This window comes from Fructobacillus parabroussonetiae (assembly GCF_018437265.1).
Classification (GTDB): domain Bacteria; phylum Bacillota; class Bacilli; order Lactobacillales; family Lactobacillaceae; genus Fructobacillus; species Fructobacillus parabroussonetiae.
On sequence record NZ_JAAMFL010000004.1, the window covers coordinates 15,947 to 34,559 of the forward strand.

Annotated in this window: 15 protein-coding genes and 4 tRNA genes; 1 reads left to right on the forward strand and 18 read right to left on the reverse strand. The window is 49.6% G+C overall.

What is annotated here, in order from left to right; all coding sequences use genetic code 11:
• Positions 1 to 5 precede the first annotated feature (5 nt).
• The 3 genes from eno to G6R30_RS02345 form a co-directional block, all read right to left on the reverse strand.
• Entirely contained in the window at positions 6 to 1,331 is a 1,326-nt protein-coding gene (eno, locus tag G6R30_RS02335; protein ID WP_213793390.1) for a phosphopyruvate hydratase, read from the reverse strand.
• Positions 1,332 to 1,511: 180 nt separating this feature from the next.
• Positions 1,512 to 2,288 (reverse strand): triose-phosphate isomerase, encoded by a 777-nt coding sequence (gene tpiA, locus G6R30_RS02340; protein WP_213821104.1) that lies wholly within the window; start codon positions 2,286 to 2,288, stop codon positions 1,512 to 1,514.
• Positions 2,285 to 2,620, reverse strand: a complete 336-nt coding sequence (locus tag G6R30_RS02345; RefSeq protein WP_213821106.1) for a hypothetical protein — start codon at positions 2,618 to 2,620, stop codon at positions 2,285 to 2,287. Before G6R30_RS02345 ends, tpiA begins: the two co-directional genes overlap by 4 nt.
• A gap of 122 nt (positions 2,621 to 2,742) precedes the next feature.
• Between G6R30_RS02345 and G6R30_RS02350 the strand changes: the two genes are divergently transcribed.
• A tRNA-Leu gene (locus G6R30_RS02350) sits at positions 2,743 to 2,828 on the forward strand.
• A 22-nt stretch (positions 2,829 to 2,850) separates the two neighbouring features.
• On the opposite strand, the gene G6R30_RS02355 is transcribed toward G6R30_RS02350, so the two are convergent.
• From G6R30_RS02355 to pth, 15 genes are all read right to left on the reverse strand, one after another.
• Positions 2,851 to 3,609 carry an SDR family NAD(P)-dependent oxidoreductase gene (locus tag G6R30_RS02355; RefSeq protein ID WP_213821108.1) on the reverse strand — a complete coding sequence of 253 codons (759 nt, stop codon included), beginning with the start codon at positions 3,607 to 3,609 and terminating at the stop codon, positions 2,851 to 2,853.
• 141 nt (positions 3,610 to 3,750) lie between these two features.
• Positions 3,751 to 3,823: transfer RNA gene (locus tag G6R30_RS02360), tRNA-Thr, on the reverse strand.
• Positions 3,824 to 3,826: 3 nt separating this feature from the next.
• Positions 3,827 to 3,899: transfer RNA gene (locus G6R30_RS02365), tRNA-Asn, on the reverse strand.
• 173 nt (positions 3,900 to 4,072) lie between these two features.
• Complete coding sequence (locus G6R30_RS02370; protein WP_213821109.1) at positions 4,073 to 5,323, reverse strand: MFS transporter; 1,251 nt, start codon at positions 5,321 to 5,323, stop codon at positions 4,073 to 4,075.
• A gap of 178 nt (positions 5,324 to 5,501) precedes the next feature.
• Complete coding sequence (locus tag G6R30_RS02375) at positions 5,502 to 6,758, reverse strand: MFS transporter (protein WP_213821111.1); 1,257 nt, start codon at positions 6,756 to 6,758, stop codon at positions 5,502 to 5,504.
• Positions 6,759 to 6,906: 148 nt separating this feature from the next.
• Positions 6,907 to 6,979 (reverse strand) — tRNA-Asn (locus G6R30_RS02380).
• Between the two features lie 68 nt (positions 6,980 to 7,047).
• Complete coding sequence (gene lysS / locus G6R30_RS02385) at positions 7,048 to 8,532, reverse strand: lysine--tRNA ligase (RefSeq protein ID WP_213821113.1); 1,485 nt, start codon at positions 8,530 to 8,532, stop codon at positions 7,048 to 7,050.
• 102 nt (positions 8,533 to 8,634) lie between these two features.
• Positions 8,635 to 9,564, reverse strand: a complete 930-nt coding sequence (hslO, locus tag G6R30_RS02390) for an Hsp33 family molecular chaperone HslO (protein WP_213821115.1) — start codon at positions 9,562 to 9,564, stop codon at positions 8,635 to 8,637.
• Positions 9,565 to 9,616: 52 nt separating this feature from the next.
• Positions 9,617 to 11,704, reverse strand: a complete 2,088-nt coding sequence (gene ftsH / locus G6R30_RS02395; RefSeq protein WP_213821117.1) for an ATP-dependent zinc metalloprotease FtsH — start codon at positions 11,702 to 11,704, stop codon at positions 9,617 to 9,619.
• Between the two features lie 67 nt (positions 11,705 to 11,771).
• Complete coding sequence (hpt, locus tag G6R30_RS02400) at positions 11,772 to 12,308, reverse strand: hypoxanthine phosphoribosyltransferase (protein ID WP_213821119.1); 537 nt, start codon at positions 12,306 to 12,308, stop codon at positions 11,772 to 11,774.
• Positions 12,308 to 13,645, reverse strand: a complete 1,338-nt coding sequence (gene tilS / locus G6R30_RS02405; protein WP_213821120.1) for a tRNA lysidine(34) synthetase TilS — start codon at positions 13,643 to 13,645, stop codon at positions 12,308 to 12,310. The genes hpt and tilS overlap by 1 nt, the downstream gene beginning before the upstream one ends.
• 45 nt (positions 13,646 to 13,690) lie before the next feature.
• On the reverse strand, positions 13,691 to 14,077 hold the full coding sequence (locus tag G6R30_RS02410) for an FtsB family cell division protein (RefSeq protein WP_213821121.1): 387 nt from the start codon (positions 14,075 to 14,077) through the stop codon (positions 13,691 to 13,693).
• Positions 14,078 to 14,153: 76 nt separating this feature from the next.
• A complete protein-coding gene (locus tag G6R30_RS02415; RefSeq protein WP_213821122.1) occupies positions 14,154 to 14,429 on the reverse strand; it encodes an RNA-binding S4 domain-containing protein in 276 nt (91 codons plus the stop codon).
• A complete protein-coding gene (mfd, locus tag G6R30_RS02420; RefSeq protein ID WP_213821123.1) occupies positions 14,419 to 17,976 on the reverse strand; it encodes a transcription-repair coupling factor in 3,558 nt (1,185 codons plus the stop codon). The genes G6R30_RS02415 and mfd overlap by 11 nt, the downstream gene beginning before the upstream one ends.
• Before the next feature lie 2 nt (positions 17,977 to 17,978).
• Positions 17,979 to 18,545 (reverse strand): aminoacyl-tRNA hydrolase, encoded by a 567-nt coding sequence (gene pth / locus G6R30_RS02425; RefSeq protein WP_213821124.1) that lies wholly within the window; start codon positions 18,543 to 18,545, stop codon positions 17,979 to 17,981.
• Positions 18,546 to 18,613 lie beyond the last annotated feature (68 nt).

Sequence of the window (18,613 nt, forward strand, 5' to 3'; positions counted from 1 at the left end):
ACAAATTACTTTGCTTGGATTGCTTCACGAGCTTGTGCTGACAAGTTGTAGAATGAGTGAACACCCTTGTACTTGGCAGTGTCGCCGAGCAATTCTTCGATACGGATCAATTGGTTGTACTTTGCGATACGGTCAGTACGTGACATTGAACCAGTCTTGATTTGGCCAGCGTTTGTAGCGACAACCAAGTCAGCGATGGTCGTGTCTTCCGTTTCACCTGAACGGTGAGAAACGATTGCTGTGTAACCAGCTTCCTTGGCCATTTCGATGGCTTCCATCGTTTCAGTCATCGTACCGATTTGGTTAACCTTGATCAAGATTGAGTTAGCGGCACCCATACGGATTCCCTTAGCCAAGTATTCCGTGTTCGTAACGAAGAAGTCGTCACCAACCAATTGAACCTTCTTGCCAAGTTCCTTCGTAATTTCAGCCCAGTCATCCCAGTTGTTTTCATCGATAGGATCTTCGATCGAGATGATTGGGTAACGGTCTGCCAAGTCTTCCAAGTACTTGATGAAGTCTGCCGTAGCAAATTCTTCCTTAGTTGACCAGCGCAAAACATACTTTTGCTTTTCAGCATCCCACAATTCAGAAGAAGCAACATCGACAGCGATGGCGATGTCCTTACCTGGCTTGTAACCAGCACCTTCAATGGCCTTGATCAAGTATTGCAAAGGTTCTTCGTTGTTTGCAAAGTCAGGGGCAAAGCCACCTTCATCACCAACAGACGTTGCCTTGCCATCAGCGGCCAACAACTTCTTCAATTCGTGGAAAGTTTCTGAACCATAACGGATGGCTTCCTTGATTGAAGGAGCACCAACAGGCATGATCATGAATTCTTGGAAATCAACCTTGTTATCTGAGTGAGCACCACCGTTGATAACGTTCATCATTGGCGTAGGCATCACGTATGAGTTCATACCACCGATGTAAGCGAACAATGGCATACCCAATTCGTCAGCAGCTGCACGAGCAACGGCAATTGAGACAGCCAAGATTGCGTTGGCACCCAACTTACCCTTGTTCTTCGTACCGTCCAAGTCGATCATGGCTTGGTCGATTGCGCGTTGGTCAGTTACGTCAAACTTACCAACCAAGGCCTTAGCGATGGCACCGTTAACGTTGGCAACGGCCTTCGTTACACCCTTACCACCGAAACGGTTCTTGTCACCGTCACGCAATTCAACGGCTTCGTGTTCACCAGTTGAGGCACCAGATGGGACGATACCACGTCCGAATCCACCAACTTCGGTGATTACTTCGGCTTCAACCGTAGGGTTTCCACGGGAATCCAGAACTTCACGTGCGATAATATCTGAAATCAAAGACATTTAGCTGTTCTCCTTTTGTCTGTGGGTTATTCTTTAAATAATTCCAATTAAAGTATACCACCCTTATTTAGCAAATTGAACAATAAACTAGAAGACTTCTGCTTTATTTTGGAATAAAAAAGTCAGTTGACCAGGGTCAACTGACAATTTCGGTTATCTTGATGATTGACGGACGCTCAATTAGCGAGTTTCTTGTGCAATATCAATTAATTCGAGGAACTTTTCAGGATCCAGCGCGGCTTTGCCCACTAGAATCCCATCAATGTCTTTTTGTGATAAAAAGTCGGCCGCGTTCTCTGTGGTCACTGACCCCCCGTAGAGGATTCGCGTTCGATCCGCCAGCTCACGGCTATAGAGATTGGCCAGACTTGTTCGAATCAGGGCAGCGGACTTTTCAGCCTGAGCGGCGGAAGCTGCTTCGCCCGATCCAATTGCCCAGGTTGGTTCGTAGGCAATCGTCACGTCCTTTAGGTCCGTTTCAGTCAAGCCATCAAGTGCCTCTGCCAACTGCTTCAACACCACTTGACTCGCGTCGTCACCCTCATAGGCGGTTAGGTCTTCGTCCAGGTCGACAATGGGCTTCAGCCCGTTCCGAAGGGCAGCCTTGGTCTTCCAATTCACCCGTTCATCCGTTTCGTTAAAGAGCTTGCGCCGTTCAAAGTGCCCAATCAGCACATAATGAACGCCGACCTGGGCCAAAGCCTTCGGTGAGGTTTCACCCGTGTAGGCCCCATCATCGGTCCAATGGGCGTTTTCGGCAGCAATCATCAGACGACTCTGGCTACTCTGACGAACCATCTCTGCCAAATACAAGTCCTGAGCGGCAATGGCCACGTCAGCCGCCGTATCTTTTTCAACTTCGGGAATCACCTGGTCCAAGTAAGGTTGGACCTGGGCTGGCAGCATGTTCATCTTCCAATTGGCTAAGACCAATGGCCGACGCATTGCCCCGGTCATTTCTCTTCACCTCGGCCCATGAAAATAATAAAGGCCGCTTCAATTAGAATTAACCATGGCAAATTGCTGTTGCGTTCCCCAACAAGCACCAAGACGGCGTAGGTGATCGCCAAAATAATCAGCCCCATCCCAATTCGCAGGACTCGGCGCTTGAAACCTGAACGTTCCAACATTTCCTGGAGACGCTTCTTTTCTGCTTCCAATTCTGTCACATCGAGCTTTAAGGACTCAATCTGATCTAAAAGCTGGTCGTTTTCTTCTTGTAAGAATTCCACCCGGCTCAATTCAGTTTTTCGTTGCTGGTCTTGTTTCGACCAATTAAATAACTTCATCAGCATTTCTCCAATCTTGTACTAGTTTATCAAATATTTACGCCCCCGATGAAAAGAATAGCAATTTTTTCGATAAGCTTGACAAAAGTCGCCTTTCCCGGTAAACTTTTAAAAGTTAAGTTGCGGATGTGGCGGAATTGGCAGACGCGCAGGATTAAGGATCCTGTGTCCGCTTTAGGACGTGCGGGTTCGACTCCCGCCATCCGCATAAAAACAGCAATTGCAGGCCTTCAGGCCTGCTTTTTTTGTGCCCTTTTAAACGCGTGTAAGTCCAGTGTCTGTTCAAGAATTTGTTTTGCCTTGGCAAAATGATACTTCCCCTTTTTTAGCAAAACGACTCGGCCGTCTTCATCAAAGAAAGTCCCACTGATATCAGCAACATTCTCAGACAATGCCAGGTAGGCACCCACCGGCACCTGCTCATTGGTTAACCGACTGGTATAGGGCATTAGGCGGCTCTTGACATCACCCGGAAAGAAGGCGTTCACCGTCATCTTTTCCTTCTTTAATTGCTCGGCTAAATAGAGCATCAAAAATGTTTTTCGACTCAACATCCAGGCGGCACGAAGCAGGCCCGTCTTTTGGCTCCTCAACACGGGGGCGTGCTGAACGGCGACAGGATTTCCGGTCACCATCAGCACCCGTCCTTTAGCCAAATATTTCTTCAAACGAACAGTTACATCATAATGGCCTTTTAAATTGAAACGCCGATTTTCTTCAGCATCCTTGGGATAGATGCCAGCGAAATGAATGAGAACGTCTAAACGGCCAAAGTGATCAGACACAAATTCATCAAGCCGTTGCAAATCTTCTTGAATCGTTATATCAGCAGAGAAAAAGGTGGCGAACTCGCCCAGGCTTTCCTTTACCGCCTTGCCTCTGCCGGCATTTCGACCAACCAAGATCACTTGATGACCAAGTTGCACCAGGTCTTTTGCAATCGCTAATCCCACCCCACTCGTTCCACCAGTTATCAGAATTTTTTTCATTGCCACTCCCCTTCCCCTGATTGTTTTCTTACACTCATTCAAACACAGGGACTGCTTAACTGCTAGAAAGTGACCGTTTTTTGGTCAGTTAGGCCAATTTTTTAACACAAAAAACGCCTCACAACTGTGAGACGTTTGGGATGCCGACGAAAGGATTCGAACCTTCGACCCCAGGTTTACGATACCCGTGCTCTACCAACTGAGCTACATCGGCATACTCCGAATGTCGGGCTCGAACCGACGACAACACGATTAACAGTCGTGTGCTCTACCAACTGAGCTAATTCGGAATAATGTCTTTGCTGTATCAAAACAACTATTTAATTATGCCATCTCACCCCATTACTGTCAACGTTTTTTCGTAAAAAAGAAAAGTTTTTTTGAGACGAAAAGACCCATGAGACTTTTAAAAAAGAAAACCAATAAAAAAGAGCCGCCCGTCGGGCGACTCGAATCATCGTCATTAGAATTGAACGTCCTTGCGACGCAAAGCTGGAATCGTTAACATCACACAGAGTGAGAAAACGTAGATCAGCGTAAAGAAGAGCAAGACGTGGTTGAAGGTCAACTTGTCCATCAAAACACCGATGATAGCTGGGAAGAATCCACCCAAGAACTTACCACCAGAGGCAACGACAGAGTTGGCCGTGACACGTGCTTCTGCTGGGTACAAACGAGAGACGATTACACCGAATCCGGCATACATGCCGTTTGAGAAGAACCCAACGACAACCATGATGGCCAAAAGTGACCAGTAGCCCGATGCCAAAGTTGGCAAGTAAAGGGCAACGGCCGACATGGACAAGAAGAGTCCAAAGGCCTTACGTGGTCCGAACTTGTCCAAAAAGGCACCGAAAAGATACATTCCAAAGGACATTCCAACGACCATGGCAACCGTCCACATCGTCGACTTTCCAACGGACAAGCCCAAGTGAGCCTGCATCGTCTTTGGTAACCAGGTCAAGATACCATAGTAGCCACCGATTTGGACCATCATCATCAGAATCAAGGCAATCGTCTGGTAGGCCAAGGCAGGCGTCTTGAAGACTTCGAAAAGTGGCAACTGTTGCTTCTTCTTTTCTTCAGCACGCTTGCGACGGGCTTCTTCGAATTCGGCCGAATCTTTCAGGTTACGACGAACAAAGTAAGCAAAGGCGATTGGGAGCAAGCCGAAGAGGCAAAGCGCGTTCCAGCCATAGCGAGGCAGGATAACGGCAGATGCCAAAGCAGCCAAAATGGTTCCCGTCTGTCCACCGATGTGGGCTAGAGAAGTTAGCTTACCGATTTTCTTGCCGGCAAAACTTTCGGCAATCAACGTCACACCCGCCCCGTATTCGGCAGCGGTTCCAAAACCAGCGATGAATTTCAAGGCATAGATTTCATAGATGTTATCGGCAAAGTACAGTGCTGCCGTTGAAAAGGCAACAACGAAGATCGTCCAATTGAAGATCCGCGCACGGCCAATCTTGTCAGCCAAGATACCGAAGAAGAGACCACCCAAGAGGGTTCCCGTCATGGCAAAAGTCGTAATTAACCCTGCTGCCGCTTGCGTGACGCCAAGCGAGCTCACAATGGCCGCCGTGGCGATTGGAATCAGCGAGTGATCCATGTGTTCCAGACTGAATCCGGCAGTCGTCGAAAGCATGGTCACCTTCTGCTGCTTGGTAAAGTCCTTGTAGTGGATGGCATCAGCATCATTTGATGTTTTTGTCATTAAGTTGATTTTCCTTTCAAAATCGACGCTCACAGGCGTCAGTTATTTCTGTGGGTGTTTGATTTTGTCTTTTTCACCAAGAGTAACTATACAGAATGTCTTGGCCATAGGCAAGCTCTTTTTCACAAAGAAAAAAGAGCCGCAAAAGCGACTCTCGAATGGTTTTAATTAACTTTTATTAGAACTCAATATCCTTGCGTCGGAAGGCCGGAATGGTCAACATGATCAAGAATGAGAACAGGTACATGGCCGTGAAGAACATCATAACGTGGCTCAAAGTGTATTTATCCATTAGCCAACCAATGATTGGTGGGAAGAAGCCACCAAGCAACTTACCAACTGATGAAACAACCGAGTTGGCCGTCACACGGGCAAAGGTTGGGTACAAACGTGAAACGACCACGCCGTAACCGCCATACATACCGTTCGAGAAGAAACCAACGACCATCATGATGAAGAGTAGTGACCAGGCCGTCTTGGCAAAGAGCAAGAGGTAAATGGAAACACCGGCTAAGAGCAAGAATGTTCCAAAGGCCAAACGAGGGCCGAAGTTATCAAGGACAAAGCCAAAGATGTACATCCCAAGCGACATGCCGACAATCGTCACAATCATCCAGAGCGATGAACCGGAGATAGACAGGTGCAACTGCTTTTGCATGATCTTTGGCAACCAGTTCATCAAACCGTAATAACCACCGATCTGAATCATCATCATCATGATCAAGGCAAAGGTCTGGTAGGCTAAGGCTGGTGTCTTAAAGACTTCCAAAATCGGCGCCTTTTCAACAACCGATTCCTTGCCGTTTCGACGGGCCTCTTTTGTTTGGATAAACTCGTCGGATTCCTTGACGTGTCGGCGCAAAACAAAGGCCAACAACACGGGAATCAAGCCAACCAAGAAGAGGGCGTTCCAACCAAAGGTTGGAATGATAATGGCGGAAGCGACAGCCGACAAGACGGCACCAACTTGGCCACCGATTTGCGTCAAGGACGTCAGCTTTCCAATCTTCTTACCAGCGAAGTTTTCGGCGATCAGGGTAACCCCTGCCCCATATTCGGCACCGGTACCGATACCGCCTATGAATCGAAAGGTATAAACCAGCCAAATGTTATGGGCGAAGTAGATGGCACCCGTCGCAAAGGCGACGATGACCAGGGTCCAAGTAAAGACCCGGACACGACCAATTCGGTCAGCCAACATACCAAAGAAAAGGCCACCCACAAGGCTTCCAAACATTGAAATCGTCGAAATGAAGCCGCCGGCAAAGTTTGAAATGTGCAATGAAGCAATGATTGATGACATGGCAAAGGAGATGAAGAGCTGATCCATGTGCTCTAATCCAAAGCCTGCCGTCGTTGACCAGAGCGTCAGCTTCTGGTTGGTCGAGAAGTCACGATAGCGTAAGTACTCAACTTCCGTAGTGGGTTCTTGCATGATTTTATTCCTTTCAAAATCGATGCTCTCGGGCATCAGTTATTTTGCGAGCGAAGCAATTCGATTATTTCGCTATTGGCTACTATACAAAAAAAGGACTTTAAAAGCAAATAAAAAAGCCGCCTCAAATAAGGCGACGTTTTCGTCACTCCGAATGTCGGGCTCGAACCGACGACAACACGATTAACAGTCGTGTGCTCTACCAACTGAGCTAATTCGGAATAATTAGTGCTTAACTAACTCAATAAGTATACAAAGAAAAGTTAAGCACGTCAATAAAGAAAGTCAATTAAGGACGCATTGTTGGGAAAAGAATGGCGTCACGGATAGTGTCCGTATCCGTCAAAAGCATGACCAGCCGGTCGATTCCAATCCCCAATCCACCTGTTGGTGGCATGCCGTATTCCAGCGCTTCGATGAAGTCTTCATCGATCGCTTCGGCCTCGTCATTACCGTTTTCGCGTTCGGCAACCTGTGCTTCAAAGCGGGCACGTTGATCGATCGGATCATTCAATTCGGTAAAGGCGTTTCCGTATTCAGAACCCATGATAAAGAGCTCAAAACGGTCCGTGAAACGTGGATCATCGGCGTTCTTCTTAGCCAATGGTGATACTTCAACGGGGTGACCATAGACAATCGTTGGCTGTTCCAACGTATCCTCAATGAATTCTTCGAAGAAGGCGTTAATGATGTGGCCAACGCCCCAGAACTTTTCGTACTTCACGCCCTTGTCATCCGCCAGCTTTTGGGCTTCTTCAACGGACATTTCAGGCCAAAAGTCGACCCCGGACTGTTCCTTAATCAAATCAACCATGTGCTTGCGAGCAAATGGCTTGTTTAAGTCAATTTCCGTTCCCTGGTAGGTAATCTTCAAGTCGTCTGAAACAACCGCCGCAGCGGCCTTAAAGATGCCTTCCGTTTCATCCATCACGTCTTTGAAGTCCCAGTATGCCGCATAGGATTCCATCGTCGTAAATTCAGGGTTGTGCTTGGCATCCATTCCTTCGTTACGGAAGATCCGGCCGATTTCAAAGACCCGTTCCATGCCACCCACAATCAACCGCTTCAAATAAAGCTCCGTGGCGATTCGCATGTACATGTCAATGTTCAACGCGTTGTGGTGCGTAATGAATGGCTTAGCAGCCGCACCACCGGCCTGGGTTTGCAAAATTGGGGTTTCCACTTCCAAGAAGTTGTTCTTTTCCATGTAGGCACGAATGGCTGAAACAATCTTTGACCGTTGTTGGAAGCGTACCAGTGAATCATTGTTGGCAATGAAGTCCAGGTAACGCTTACGGTAGCGGGTTTCAACATCTGAAATACCGTGGAACTTGTCGGGCATTGGGCGCAAGGCCTTGGAAAGGTGGGTCAAGTGTGAAACCAAAACCGTCAACTCGCCGGCTTCCGTCTTCATCATCTGTCCTTCAATACCTAAAAAGTCACCCAAGTCGGAACGCTTAATAATGGGATAGTTCTCCCCCAAGTCGTCACGACGGGCATAGATTTGAATTTGACCCGAGCGGTCGCGGATGTCAGCAAAAATGACTTTACCAGCCCCACGCTTGGCAACCATTCGGCCGGCGATGATCACCTTAACCGGGTTTGCTTCCAGTTCTTCCTGACTCTTGCCATCGAACTTTTCGTGGAGATCTGCAGCCAACGAATCGCGATCGAAACGGTGGCCAAAGGGATCGATATGAAGATCATCTTGCAAAGCGGCCATCTTTTGACGGCGCGCACGCATCTGATCGTTAAGGGCTTTTTCTTCAGCCATGGTTCATTACCTTCCTGTCGGCGATTTTCTCGCATTTATCTACTAATCAGTATAGCAAATGCCAAAGCATTTAAAAAGTCGGCCAAAGCCGACTTTTGACGATTATTTCGTTGAATCGGAAGAATCGTCTTCTTTTTCCTCAGCTTCACGTTTCAAGACATCTTGTAAAATAATGTCTAATTCGTGAGCTGTAAACTGGTGGCGCTTACCAGAGAACTTGCCGCGCACTTCGGCGCCCCCATCTTCGTCAATCATCGCTTGGATTTCAGAGGATGGCAGGGTCGCCAACTGCTTGGCATAGGCTTCCTTGTCCGGCTCGGCAGCCAAGCCAATTGTCACCGCCTGTAACTTGCTGTAGTTTTCTTTTCCGAGAATGGCATCTAAGATGGCCAAGGGGCCCTTCTTGTCGCCTAAGAGACTGGCCAAGGATGGCATGTTTTGCAACTTTTCATTAAGGTCTGCTAATTGTGCATCACTAGCCCCTGGCAGAGCTTGAACCAAGAAGCCGCCGGCGGCTTTGACTGTGTCATCTGGATTCATGGTCACCCCAACACCAATAACGGAGGGAATCTGTTCGGAATGGGTTAAGTAGTAGGTAAAGTCGTCACCAATCTCACCAGAAACCATAATCGATTGGCCAATGTAAGGGTTGGAATAGGGCGCAAACTTCGTGACCTGGAAGGCGCCATTGTTGCCAACGGCACCCGCCACGTTCAACTGGTTATCATCGTTGACGATTGGCTCGATGGTTGGATTGGACACATAACCACGAACCGCTCCCTTTGTATCGGCTTCCGTTACAATTTGGCCGATCGGACCACGGCCAGCCATCTTCACGTTGAGCCGCTCTTCACCCTTTAACGTTGCCTGGGCCAAGATTTCGGTCGCTAAGAGGGCCCGGCCCAAAACAACGGTCGCCAGGCGCGAGGTTTCATGTGCACTAGCTGCTTCTTGGACGAGCTTTGTCCCGTCAACGGCAAAGGCACGAAAGGCCTCATCCTTTGTAATAACTTTGATTAATTGATCTGCCATTACTTTCTCCTTTCAAGAAAAAAAGCTGGCCGAAGCCAACTTTTTTGTGTTCTTATGCCTTTGAATCGTCATCTGAAGGCGTGTCGTCAGGGCTTTCCTTGGCCTCTGCATCGTCATCCAATGCTTGGTCAGGATCGGCCTTGCCGCTTTCTTCCGCCTCTTCAACTTCGTCTTCCTTGTGGTTCAAGGCTTCCTTCGTTTGGTCATAAGACTTGGCATCATCGTCCTCTTCTTCGCTCTTTGGCGTGAAGTGACCCGTTTCATAGATGTCTTTAATTTGCTTTTCATCAAGTGATTCGACTTCAAGCAAGGCGTTGGCGATTTGGGCCAACTTTTCCTTGTTTTCAGTCAAAATCTTCGTTGCTTCTTCAAAGGCCTGCTTAGTCAATCGACGAACTTCTTCATCAATCAAAGCAGCCGTTTCCTCTGAATAAGACTTGGCACCGCCACCCTCGTTGTATGAAACGGAGGCGTTTCCTTCCAGTTGAACCATGCCCAACTTGTCAGACATTCCATAGGCCGTCACCATCTGACGGGCCAAGTTGGTTGCCTGTTGGAAATCGTTGGCAGCCCCTGACGAAGCTTCGTCAAAGGTTGCTAATTCGGCAGCACGGCCACCCATCAAACCAGCCAATTGCTCCAAGGCTTCGGAGTAACGGATGTTATAACGATCCGTCTTTGGCGTCATCAAGGCGTAACCACCAATGCGGCCACGGGGAACGATGGTTACCTTACGGACAACGGAGGCGTTGGACTTAACCAGACCAACCAAGGCGTGACCAGCCTCGTGAAAGGCGGTCGTCTTGCGCTCAAGGTCTGACATGGTCTTGTTTGCCTTCGCTGGTCCTTGGAAGATCCGGTCTTCGGCTTCGTCCAAGTCAGCAGCATCAATGGTCTTTTTGTTACGACGAGCAGCCAGCAAGGCAGCTTCGTTCAACAAGTTTTCCAAATCGGCCCCGACATAGCCAGGGGTCTGGTGGGCGATCGCCTTCAAGTCAACGGAATCAGCCAATGGCTTATTCTTGGCGTGGACCTTCAAGATGGCTTCACGGCCCTTCACGTCTGGTGCACCAACCATGATCTTCCGGTCAAAACGACCAGAACGAAGCAAGGCGGGATCCAAGACGTCCGAACGGTTGGTTGAGGCCAAAATAATGACCCCTTCCGAATTATCAAAACCATCCATTTCAATCAGGATTTGGTTCAGCGTTTGTTCCCGTTCGTCGTTTCCACCACCAACACCGGAACCACGACGACGGCCAACGGCATCAATTTCATCGATGAAGATGATGGCCGGCGCGTTCTTCTTGGCCTGTTCGAAGAGGTCACGGACACGTGATGCCCCGACACCCACAAACATTTCGACAAAGTCGGATCCAGAAATTGAGAAGAATGGCACGGATGCTTCACCAGCAACCGCCTTGGCCAACATCGTCTTACCAGTTCCCGGAGGTCCCTCGAGCAAGACACCCTTTGGAATGCGGGCACCCATTTCGGTAAACTTCTTTGGTGACTTTAGGAATTCAACAACTTCGACAAGTTCTTCCTTCTCTTCGTCGGCACCAGCCACGTTTTCAAAGCGGGTCTTGTTGTCCTTTGGATCAGAAGGCTTAGCCTTTGACTTACCAAAGTTACCCATCATGCCGCCCTGGCCACCCTTACCGGCTGACTGAGACATCATCATGTAGGCGATTCCCAAGATCAACAGCATTGGGACAACGGAGATGATCAAGTTCAACCAGAAACCAGATGAAGCCGCTGGTTTCGTCGTCATTTCGGTGTTAGTCTTCTTGGCTGCCGCCGTAATATCTTTGATTGATGAATCGTTTTGCAAGACCGACGTTTGGAACTTAGTTGTCGATGATTGCTGGGCAATCAAGGCGTTCAAGCCAGAGTTCGAACTCTTTTGTGATTGGCTCTTCTTATAAGTTCCGCTAACGGTGTAAACATCGTTTCCAGGTTGAATCGTAAAGGAATCAATTTCCTTATCGGAAAGTGACTTGACAAACTCGGACTGTGAAACCGTCTTCGTTGTTGTTTTTGAGCCACCCATGAAAGAGTAAATCCCAGCGATTACCGCCAGGAAGATGATGACATATAGGAAGGAGCTTCGAAAGAAGCCGCCGTTTTGGTTTTTCATCTGAAATCCTCAATCCTTATCTAAAAATTTTCAATTCCCCTAAAAGAATTGACGAGCAAACACCCGCTTAACTATAAATACTTTGTTTTAAAATGCCAACGTATGGCAGGTTGCGGTAGAGGCCCTTGTAATCAAGGCCGTAACCAACAACGAATTCGTTGCGGACGTCAAAGCCAACGTAGTCGGCTTTGATGTCGACTTTGCGGCCTTCCTTCTTATCCAAAAGAGTGGCCACTCGAACCGAATGGGCGCCGCGCGACAGCAAGAGGTCCTCTAAGAACTGCAGCGACTGACCCGTATCGACGATGTCTTCTAGAATCAAGATGTCGCGACCCTTCACGTCTGATTGAACGTCGGTCACGAGGGCGATTTCGTTCGAAGAAGAAACCCCACCATGATAAGAAGAAATCTTGATAAATTCCAGATCAACGTACAAATCAATCTTTCGGATGACATCGGCCGTCCAGAGGTAAGCCCCCTTCAAAACGGAGAGCAGCAAGGGCTTTTGACCGGCGTAATCCTCTGTGATCGTCTGACCGAGCCGATCAGCAGCCTCTTGGATTTGCTTTTGGTCAAATAATACTTCTTCAATATCGTTATCCACTAGTTTTCCTCAATTCGCCATACTAAGCTTTGCTTGCCACTTGGTCGATCCTTTGGCCAATGGCTGGTGAAATACCAGCGCCGTTGGCCTAAAAAAACCGCCAAAACATTCTTTTCTCGGTCCTTAAGAAGATCGGTTTGCGGCCTTTCTTCTGCTGGTATTTTTTCATCAATTAACAGGCGGCGAACGCTCTTATGCCCCTTTTTCAAGGGGATTTGATCGTCTTGCCTGGCCCTTTCTAAGACCAACGGACCAGCCAAATCGTCGGGCAAAGTCAACGACTCAAGCCCTGCTTTTCGCTCGTCTTTTGATTGGTGTCGAATGCATAAACCATGCCAGAAATACCATTGGTCTAATTCTAACACAAGAGAGCCGGCCTGTTGCCCGACTTTCTTGTTTTTTTCTTGCGAATTTCCCTTTTCCGGACTGGCTCTAAAAAAGCCAAGACGCTGGTAGCTTTTTTGGAAGTAAAAGCCGTCCGCCAAATCCATTCGGCCCTGAGGCTTTTGCGAATTGGACAGCAGGGTCAGCATGGCCGTCAGCTGGTTTTTTGTCAGCTGATAGAGGCCGGCCTGCTTGGCCAAAACAATCAAACAGGGCTGCCACCAGTCCTCCTCCACCGAGCAAAAGTCCCTTTCAAAAGCCGGCAGATAGTGCTTGGCCGTCCTCTCAATCAGCGCCTCATCGGCCTGTAGCTGCTCGGCCAGTTGCAGGATGTGCTGACCCGCCTGGGCATTGACAGTCGTTAGTGCCGGCAGCACGACCTGGCGCAATTGGTTACGTCCGGTGTAATTGGCATCCTGATTGGTCAGGTCTTCTCGCCAGGACAGGCCCTGTTCTTTGGCATAAGCCAGCAGGGCAGACTTTGGCAGGTCGAGAAAGGGCCGTAAAAGTCGCCCTTGTCGTTTGGACATCCCCGTTTTCTTCTGCAACAAGCCACCGCGAACCATCTGCAATAAGACCGTTTCCACTTGGTCGTTTTGGTGCTGGGCGAGCACGACGGCCGTTGCTTCGTGTGCTTTGCTAACTGCCTCAAAAAAGTCAAAGCGAATGGCCCGCGCCTTTTCCTCGACGGCCGAAGCCTGCTGGGATAAATCGGCAACCCGTTCTTCAAAAGCCATCTGATAGTCAGCCGCCAAGGCTTTGACAAAGTCGGCATCCCCATCGCTTTCTGCTCGCAGCCGATAGTTGACGTGGGCGACAACCACCTCAACGTCCGGGCGAAAGCGGTGCAGACTGTCGACTAGGACCGTCGAATCGAGCCCGCCCGAACAACCAACCACCACCCGCTTGGGTAGGTCGAATGCTTGAATTGTTTCCTGAATCGTTTTTTGCATACCTTCTAGAAAAGCCACCCCAAAGGGTGGCTTTTTAATCACTGCCTAGTTTGGCAGGTTGTAAATCGTTTCGTTTTTCTTGGAGTAACCATAGCGGTCACGCAAGATTTGCTTCAGGTAGTTTTCATCCTGCAGCTGACTGGCTTCCTTCTTTAAGGAGTCGTTGCTCTTTTGGACAACGGCCAGTTGGTTTTCTGATTTGGTCAAGGTTTTGTTGGCTGCGTGCAAGCGAACCTGACCAAAAATCAATTGGAGCATGAAGACCGAAGCAATCGCCAGACCGACGAAGACGATCTGTTTTTTGCGACGGCGGTGGGCCCGGGCGTAGTGTTGTCGGGTCGCCTCACGCTTGGCGTCCGAAGCGGCGATTTGCTGTGCAATTCGTGCGTTTAATGGTCGAATATTTGGTTGTAAACGACTGTTATCTGCCATCGCCACTCCTCCTTAGATTTTATTTTTACACATTTTAAGCCAACTTACAAGACGAAGCCTGAAGTTTTGCTCTTTCTTAATCTTCGTTTTGGTAATCCCGTTCGTAGCTTTCGCTCACGATTTCGTAGAGATCAGCCGCCTCATCCTTTTTGACAATGTCTTGCAATTTCAAGACTTTAAAAGTCGACGTCTTGTTTCCAAAGCGAATCTCGACTTGGTCGTTGGTGCCAACGTTCGCCGAAGACTTAGCGACTTTGCCATTGATTGAGATTCGCCCCTGGTCAGCCAATTCCTTGGCGACCGTCCGCCGCTTAATAATTCGTGATAGTTTCAAAAATTTATCAATCCGCATCTTCTGCTTCCTTTTCTTTTGTCTGGGCATCCGCCATTTCCGCCATGGCCGCTTCCAAAAAGTCCTTGACGGCGTTTAGCCAGTAGGCCGACTCCTGCTTCAAATCAACGGTCAGCACAACCGCCAGCTGGGCGGACTTGCCATCCACCACCGCCTTGTAAGGAACGTCTTTCAAAGCGGCGAAAATCTTTTCGCCGGCCAGTTCCTTGGTCATTGCCTCGTTGAAACGAATGGTGACCTTGTCTTTTTGCCGGCGAATTTGAGTGACCTGCGCCTGATCGGCCACCGTCTTCAAACGAGAAACCAAAATCAGCCGGACCGCCTCGTCTGGTAGTTCACCAAAACGATCGGTCAAATCATCTTCGACTTGGTCAAAGTCCTCGTCACTGCGGGCTTGTCGAATTTGCTGGTAGAGGGCGACTTTTTGCGCGTTATCCGAGACATAGTCGTCCGGCAAGAAGGCCAAAACGCCAAGGACCAATTCGGCATCGGTCGCCGGCTGCTCAACCGTTGGTTGGTCACCCTGCTTCTTTGCGACCGCTTCTTTGAGCATCTGCGTATAGAGGTCGTAACCCACTGAATCGATAAAGCCGTGCTGCTGCTTACCCAGCAGATCACCGGCCCCTCGAATGGACAGATCGCGCATGGCAATCTTGAAACCAGAACCCAATTCGGTAAAGTCGCGAATCGCCTCCAAGCGCTTTTCCCCTTCTTCCGAAGGCGTTCTTGTAAAGGGATAGGTGAAGTAGGCGTAGGCCAAACGAGCCGAACGGCCCACGCGACCACGTAACTGATAGAGCTGGGACAGCCCCATGTGATCGGCGTTGTCGACAATCAGCGTGTTGGCGTTTGGAATATCGACCCCGGTTTCGATAATGGTAGTCGTCACCAAGACATCGTATTCCTGATTCAAAAAGTCATAGAGAATCGACTCCAACTGCACCTCGGACATCTGCCCGTGAATGACAGCCACGCGGGCATCGGGCACGACGTCTTCAATCTGTGAACGAATCCGGTCCAAGTCAGCCACCCGGTTATGCAGGTAGAAGACCTGACCGTTGCGGGCCAGTTCCTTTTGAATCACGTCCCGGATCAAGGTCCAGTCGAGTTCCACCACGTAGGTCTGAATGGGAAAACGGTTCAAGGGTGGCGTTTCAATCACGGAAAGGTCCCGGGCCCCCACCATCGCCATGTTCAGGGTACGGGGAATGGGTGTTGCCGTTAAGGTCAACACGTCAATGTTGGCCTTCAACTGTTTCAACCGTTCCTTGTGCTTCACCCCAAAGCGCTGCTCTTCATCAATGACCAAGAGGCCAAGGTCGGCGAAGGCAACATCCTTTGACAACAAGCGGTGAGTGCCGACCACGATGTCGATTTCGTGTTTTTCCAAGGCCTCGATGGTCTTCTTATTTTCGGCCGCTGTTTGAAAGCGGGATAGGTGGCCAATCCGAATTTCTGGAAAGTCCGAAAAGCGGTCAACCAAAGTCTCATAGTGCTGCTGGACCAAAATCGTCGTCGGCGCCAACAGGGCGACCTGCTTCCCAGCATGGGCGGCTTTAAAGACGGCCCGCAGCGCCACTTCGGTCTTTCCAAAGCCGACATCACCGACAAGCAAGCGGTCCATTGGCCGTTTCTTTTGCATATCGACTTTGATCTCTTCAATGGAGCGAATCTGATCGGGCGTTTCGGGATAGGGAAAGGCCGTGTCAAACTTCAGCTGGGCCTGGTCATCCTTTGGAAAGGCGTAACCCTGCTTAGCCTCCCGTTCGGCATAGAGGGCCAGCAAATCGTCGGCAATGTCTTCAATCTTTGCCTGTACCTGGCCCTTGGTCTTCTGCCATTCGGTCCCGCCCAACTTGTTAATCTTGGGCTTTTTACCGGCATCAGAACCACCGATGTATTTTTGAATCAAGTTCAGCTGCGTGACGGGCAGAAAGATTTTGGCGTTCTTTTGATAAGCAATGACCAGGTAATCCTGCTTACCGCCATTGGCTTCCAGGGATTCGAGTCCCTGGTACTGCCCAATCCCGTGGTTTAAGTGGACGACGTAATCGCCGACGGCCAGTTCGTTATATGACTTGAGCCGTTCGGCGTTTTGCAGTTTCTTCTGCTTGCGGGCGATGGGCTTGCGAGCCTTGGCAAAAAGTTCCCGTTCGGTCAAAACCGTCAGGTGGGCCATCGGCCATTCGAAGCCAGACGACAGGTTGCCAACGACCACCTGAACCTGGTTTTCCTGCACCTGTTCATGGATGGGTACTTGAAAATCACGGGCGTCCAGGAATTCGACGAGCCGGTCCGCCTGACTTTGTGAGCCGACTAAAAGGACCCAGGTCAACCCACGTTCCTTTGCAAAAGTCAGGTCCGGTAGCAAGGCGTCGAGCTGGCCAAAGTATTGCTTAGCCGGACGGGAGGTCCATTCGAGCAGGTGGTCAAAGGTCAACTGGTTCAGGCCACGCTTCAAATTGGCCAAGTAGGTCGAAGGTCCCCGAAAGGCTGCTAGGCGGTCCGCTAGCTCGGCTCGTAAGGCCAAGGGCGGTACCAACTGCTTGTTTTCAACCTGCAGATCGAACCAGTCCTGGTCCAAACCGGTCTGTGTTAGCAAGGATTCCTGTAAACGTGCGTATTCGTCGATCAAGAGCAGGCCGTCTTCTGGCAGGTAATCTTGAATCGTTTGCTTTTCGGGATAAAAGTAAGCCAGGTAGGGCAAAATGGCCTCGTCCCGGCGTTTTTCCTCAAGGGCCCGTTGGGTTGGAGCAAAACCTTCCGTAATGTGCTTCTTTTCCACCCCGTCGGCCTCGCGCCGATAAGCCGCAAAGGCTTCTTCCAGGTCCGCCTTTCCCTTTTCGTAAGCGGCGTCATACATCACCAAATTAGAGGCGGGTAGGATCTCAGCGCTTTGGACGGCACCCGTCGACTTTTGGCTAACCGGATCAAAGGTCTTGATGGCGTCGAGTTCATCATCAAAAAAGTCGAGTCGGAAGGGCTCGTCTTGGTCCGCCGGATAGATGTCGATAATCGAACCACGCTGGGCGAATTGACCAATTTGCTCGACTTGGGGGGCATTGACGTAGCCTAAGGTCACCAAACGTCCTTTCAAGGAAGCAAAGTCGTATTGCTGACCGACTTGGACGTCAAGACAGGCGTCAAGCAGTGTTTTAGCTGTTGGTTCGTAGCGCGCAAAGGCGGCCGAATTCGTGACAAAAACACCCCTTTGGCCCTTAGCCAAAGCGGTTAATGCCGCCACGCGATCGGCGACGTGACTATTGGACGAAATGGCCAGCTCCGTGGCCACAGCTTCTTCGGCAACAAACCGGTAGATTGAATCAGCGCCGAGTAAATCCGTCAGATCCTGCGCGATTTCTTCCACGTGTGCGACCGTGTCGGTCAAAACCAGAATGGGCCGCTTTCGATTTTGGTAGAGGCTGGCAATCCCCGCCGCCTTGGCCGAACCGTTCAGTCCCAAGAGGAGCTGGCGCTGCCCGACCCTTTCGTCTGCTGCTAATTGTTGAAAGCTTTTTTCTTTTTGTAAGTAGTCCGTTAACTTCATTACTATCCGTTGTAGCGGTTACTCAAAGCCGCTGCGTCTGCTCCTTTAATCCAGTCCAGCAAGGCCTGATCCGTCTTTTGGAAGGTGTCGTCCCAGTGGGCCAAATCTTCCTTTGAAAACTTACCAAGCACGTATTTGATGACGGCCTCATGCGTATGCTCGGGGTGGGCAATCCCAAACTTCAAACGAAGAAAGTTCTGCGTTCCCGTGTGGGCAATAATCGACTTCAGACCATTGTGGCCACCAGCCGATCCCTTGGCCCGAAAGCGCAACTTGCCAAAGTCGGAATCCAAATCATCGTGCAAGATCAACAAATCGTCGGCCGTTCCCCCATAAAAGTCCAGGAAGGCACGAACCGCTTGGCCCGAATCATTCATATAAGTGGTTGGCTTAACCAGCCAAACCGTTTCGCCATCGATCTGCAGTTTAGCAGCCGAAGCAAAGAGCTTTGTCGGGGTAAAGGAAACACCCTGGCTTTCTGCAAAGTGATCCAAGGCCATAAAGCCAATGTTATGCCGTGTTTGATCGTATTGCTTGCCGATATTACCTAAGCCAAAGATGAATTTCATGGATTTTTCCCTCCAAAATGTCTTGTACTTTAATCTTAACATGTAAAGCCGCTGATTTTCGGCAAAAG

Coding starts and splice junctions, on each gene's coding strand:
- eno (WP_213793390.1), bottom strand. CDS start 1,331: ATGTCTTTGATTTCAGATATTATCGCACGTGAAGTTCTGGATTCCCGT.
- tpiA (WP_213821104.1), bottom strand. CDS start 2,288: ATGACCGGGGCAATGCGTCGGCCATTGGTCTTAGCCAATTGGAAGATG.
- G6R30_RS02345 (WP_213821106.1), bottom strand. CDS start 2,620: ATGAAGTTATTTAATTGGTCGAAACAAGACCAGCAACGAAAAACTGAA.
- G6R30_RS02355 (WP_213821108.1), bottom strand. CDS start 3,609: ATGAAAAAAATTCTGATAACTGGTGGAACGAGTGGGGTGGGATTAGCG.
- G6R30_RS02370 (WP_213821109.1), bottom strand. CDS start 5,323: ATGACAAAAACATCAAATGATGCTGATGCCATCCACTACAAGGACTTT.
- G6R30_RS02375 (WP_213821111.1), bottom strand. CDS start 6,758: ATGCAAGAACCCACTACGGAAGTTGAGTACTTACGCTATCGTGACTTC.
- lysS (WP_213821113.1), bottom strand. CDS start 8,532: ATGGCTGAAGAAAAAGCCCTTAACGATCAGATGCGTGCGCGCCGTCAA.
- hslO (WP_213821115.1), bottom strand. CDS start 9,564: ATGGCAGATCAATTAATCAAAGTTATTACAAAGGATGAGGCCTTTCGT.
- ftsH (WP_213821117.1), bottom strand. CDS start 11,704: ATGAAAAACCAAAACGGCGGCTTCTTTCGAAGCTCCTTCCTATATGTC.
- tilS (WP_213821120.1), bottom strand. CDS start 13,645: ATGCAAAAAACGATTCAGGAAACAATTCAAGCATTCGACCTACCCAAG.
- G6R30_RS02410 (WP_213821121.1), bottom strand. CDS start 14,077: ATGGCAGATAACAGTCGTTTACAACCAAATATTCGACCATTAAACGCA.
- G6R30_RS02415 (WP_213821122.1), bottom strand. CDS start 14,429: ATGCGGATTGATAAATTTTTGAAACTATCACGAATTATTAAGCGGCGG.
- mfd (WP_213821123.1), bottom strand. CDS start 17,976: ATGAAGTTAACGGACTACTTACAAAAAGAAAAAAGCTTTCAACAATTA.
- pth (WP_213821124.1), bottom strand. CDS start 18,545: ATGAAATTCATCTTTGGCTTAGGTAATATCGGCAAGCAATACGATCAA.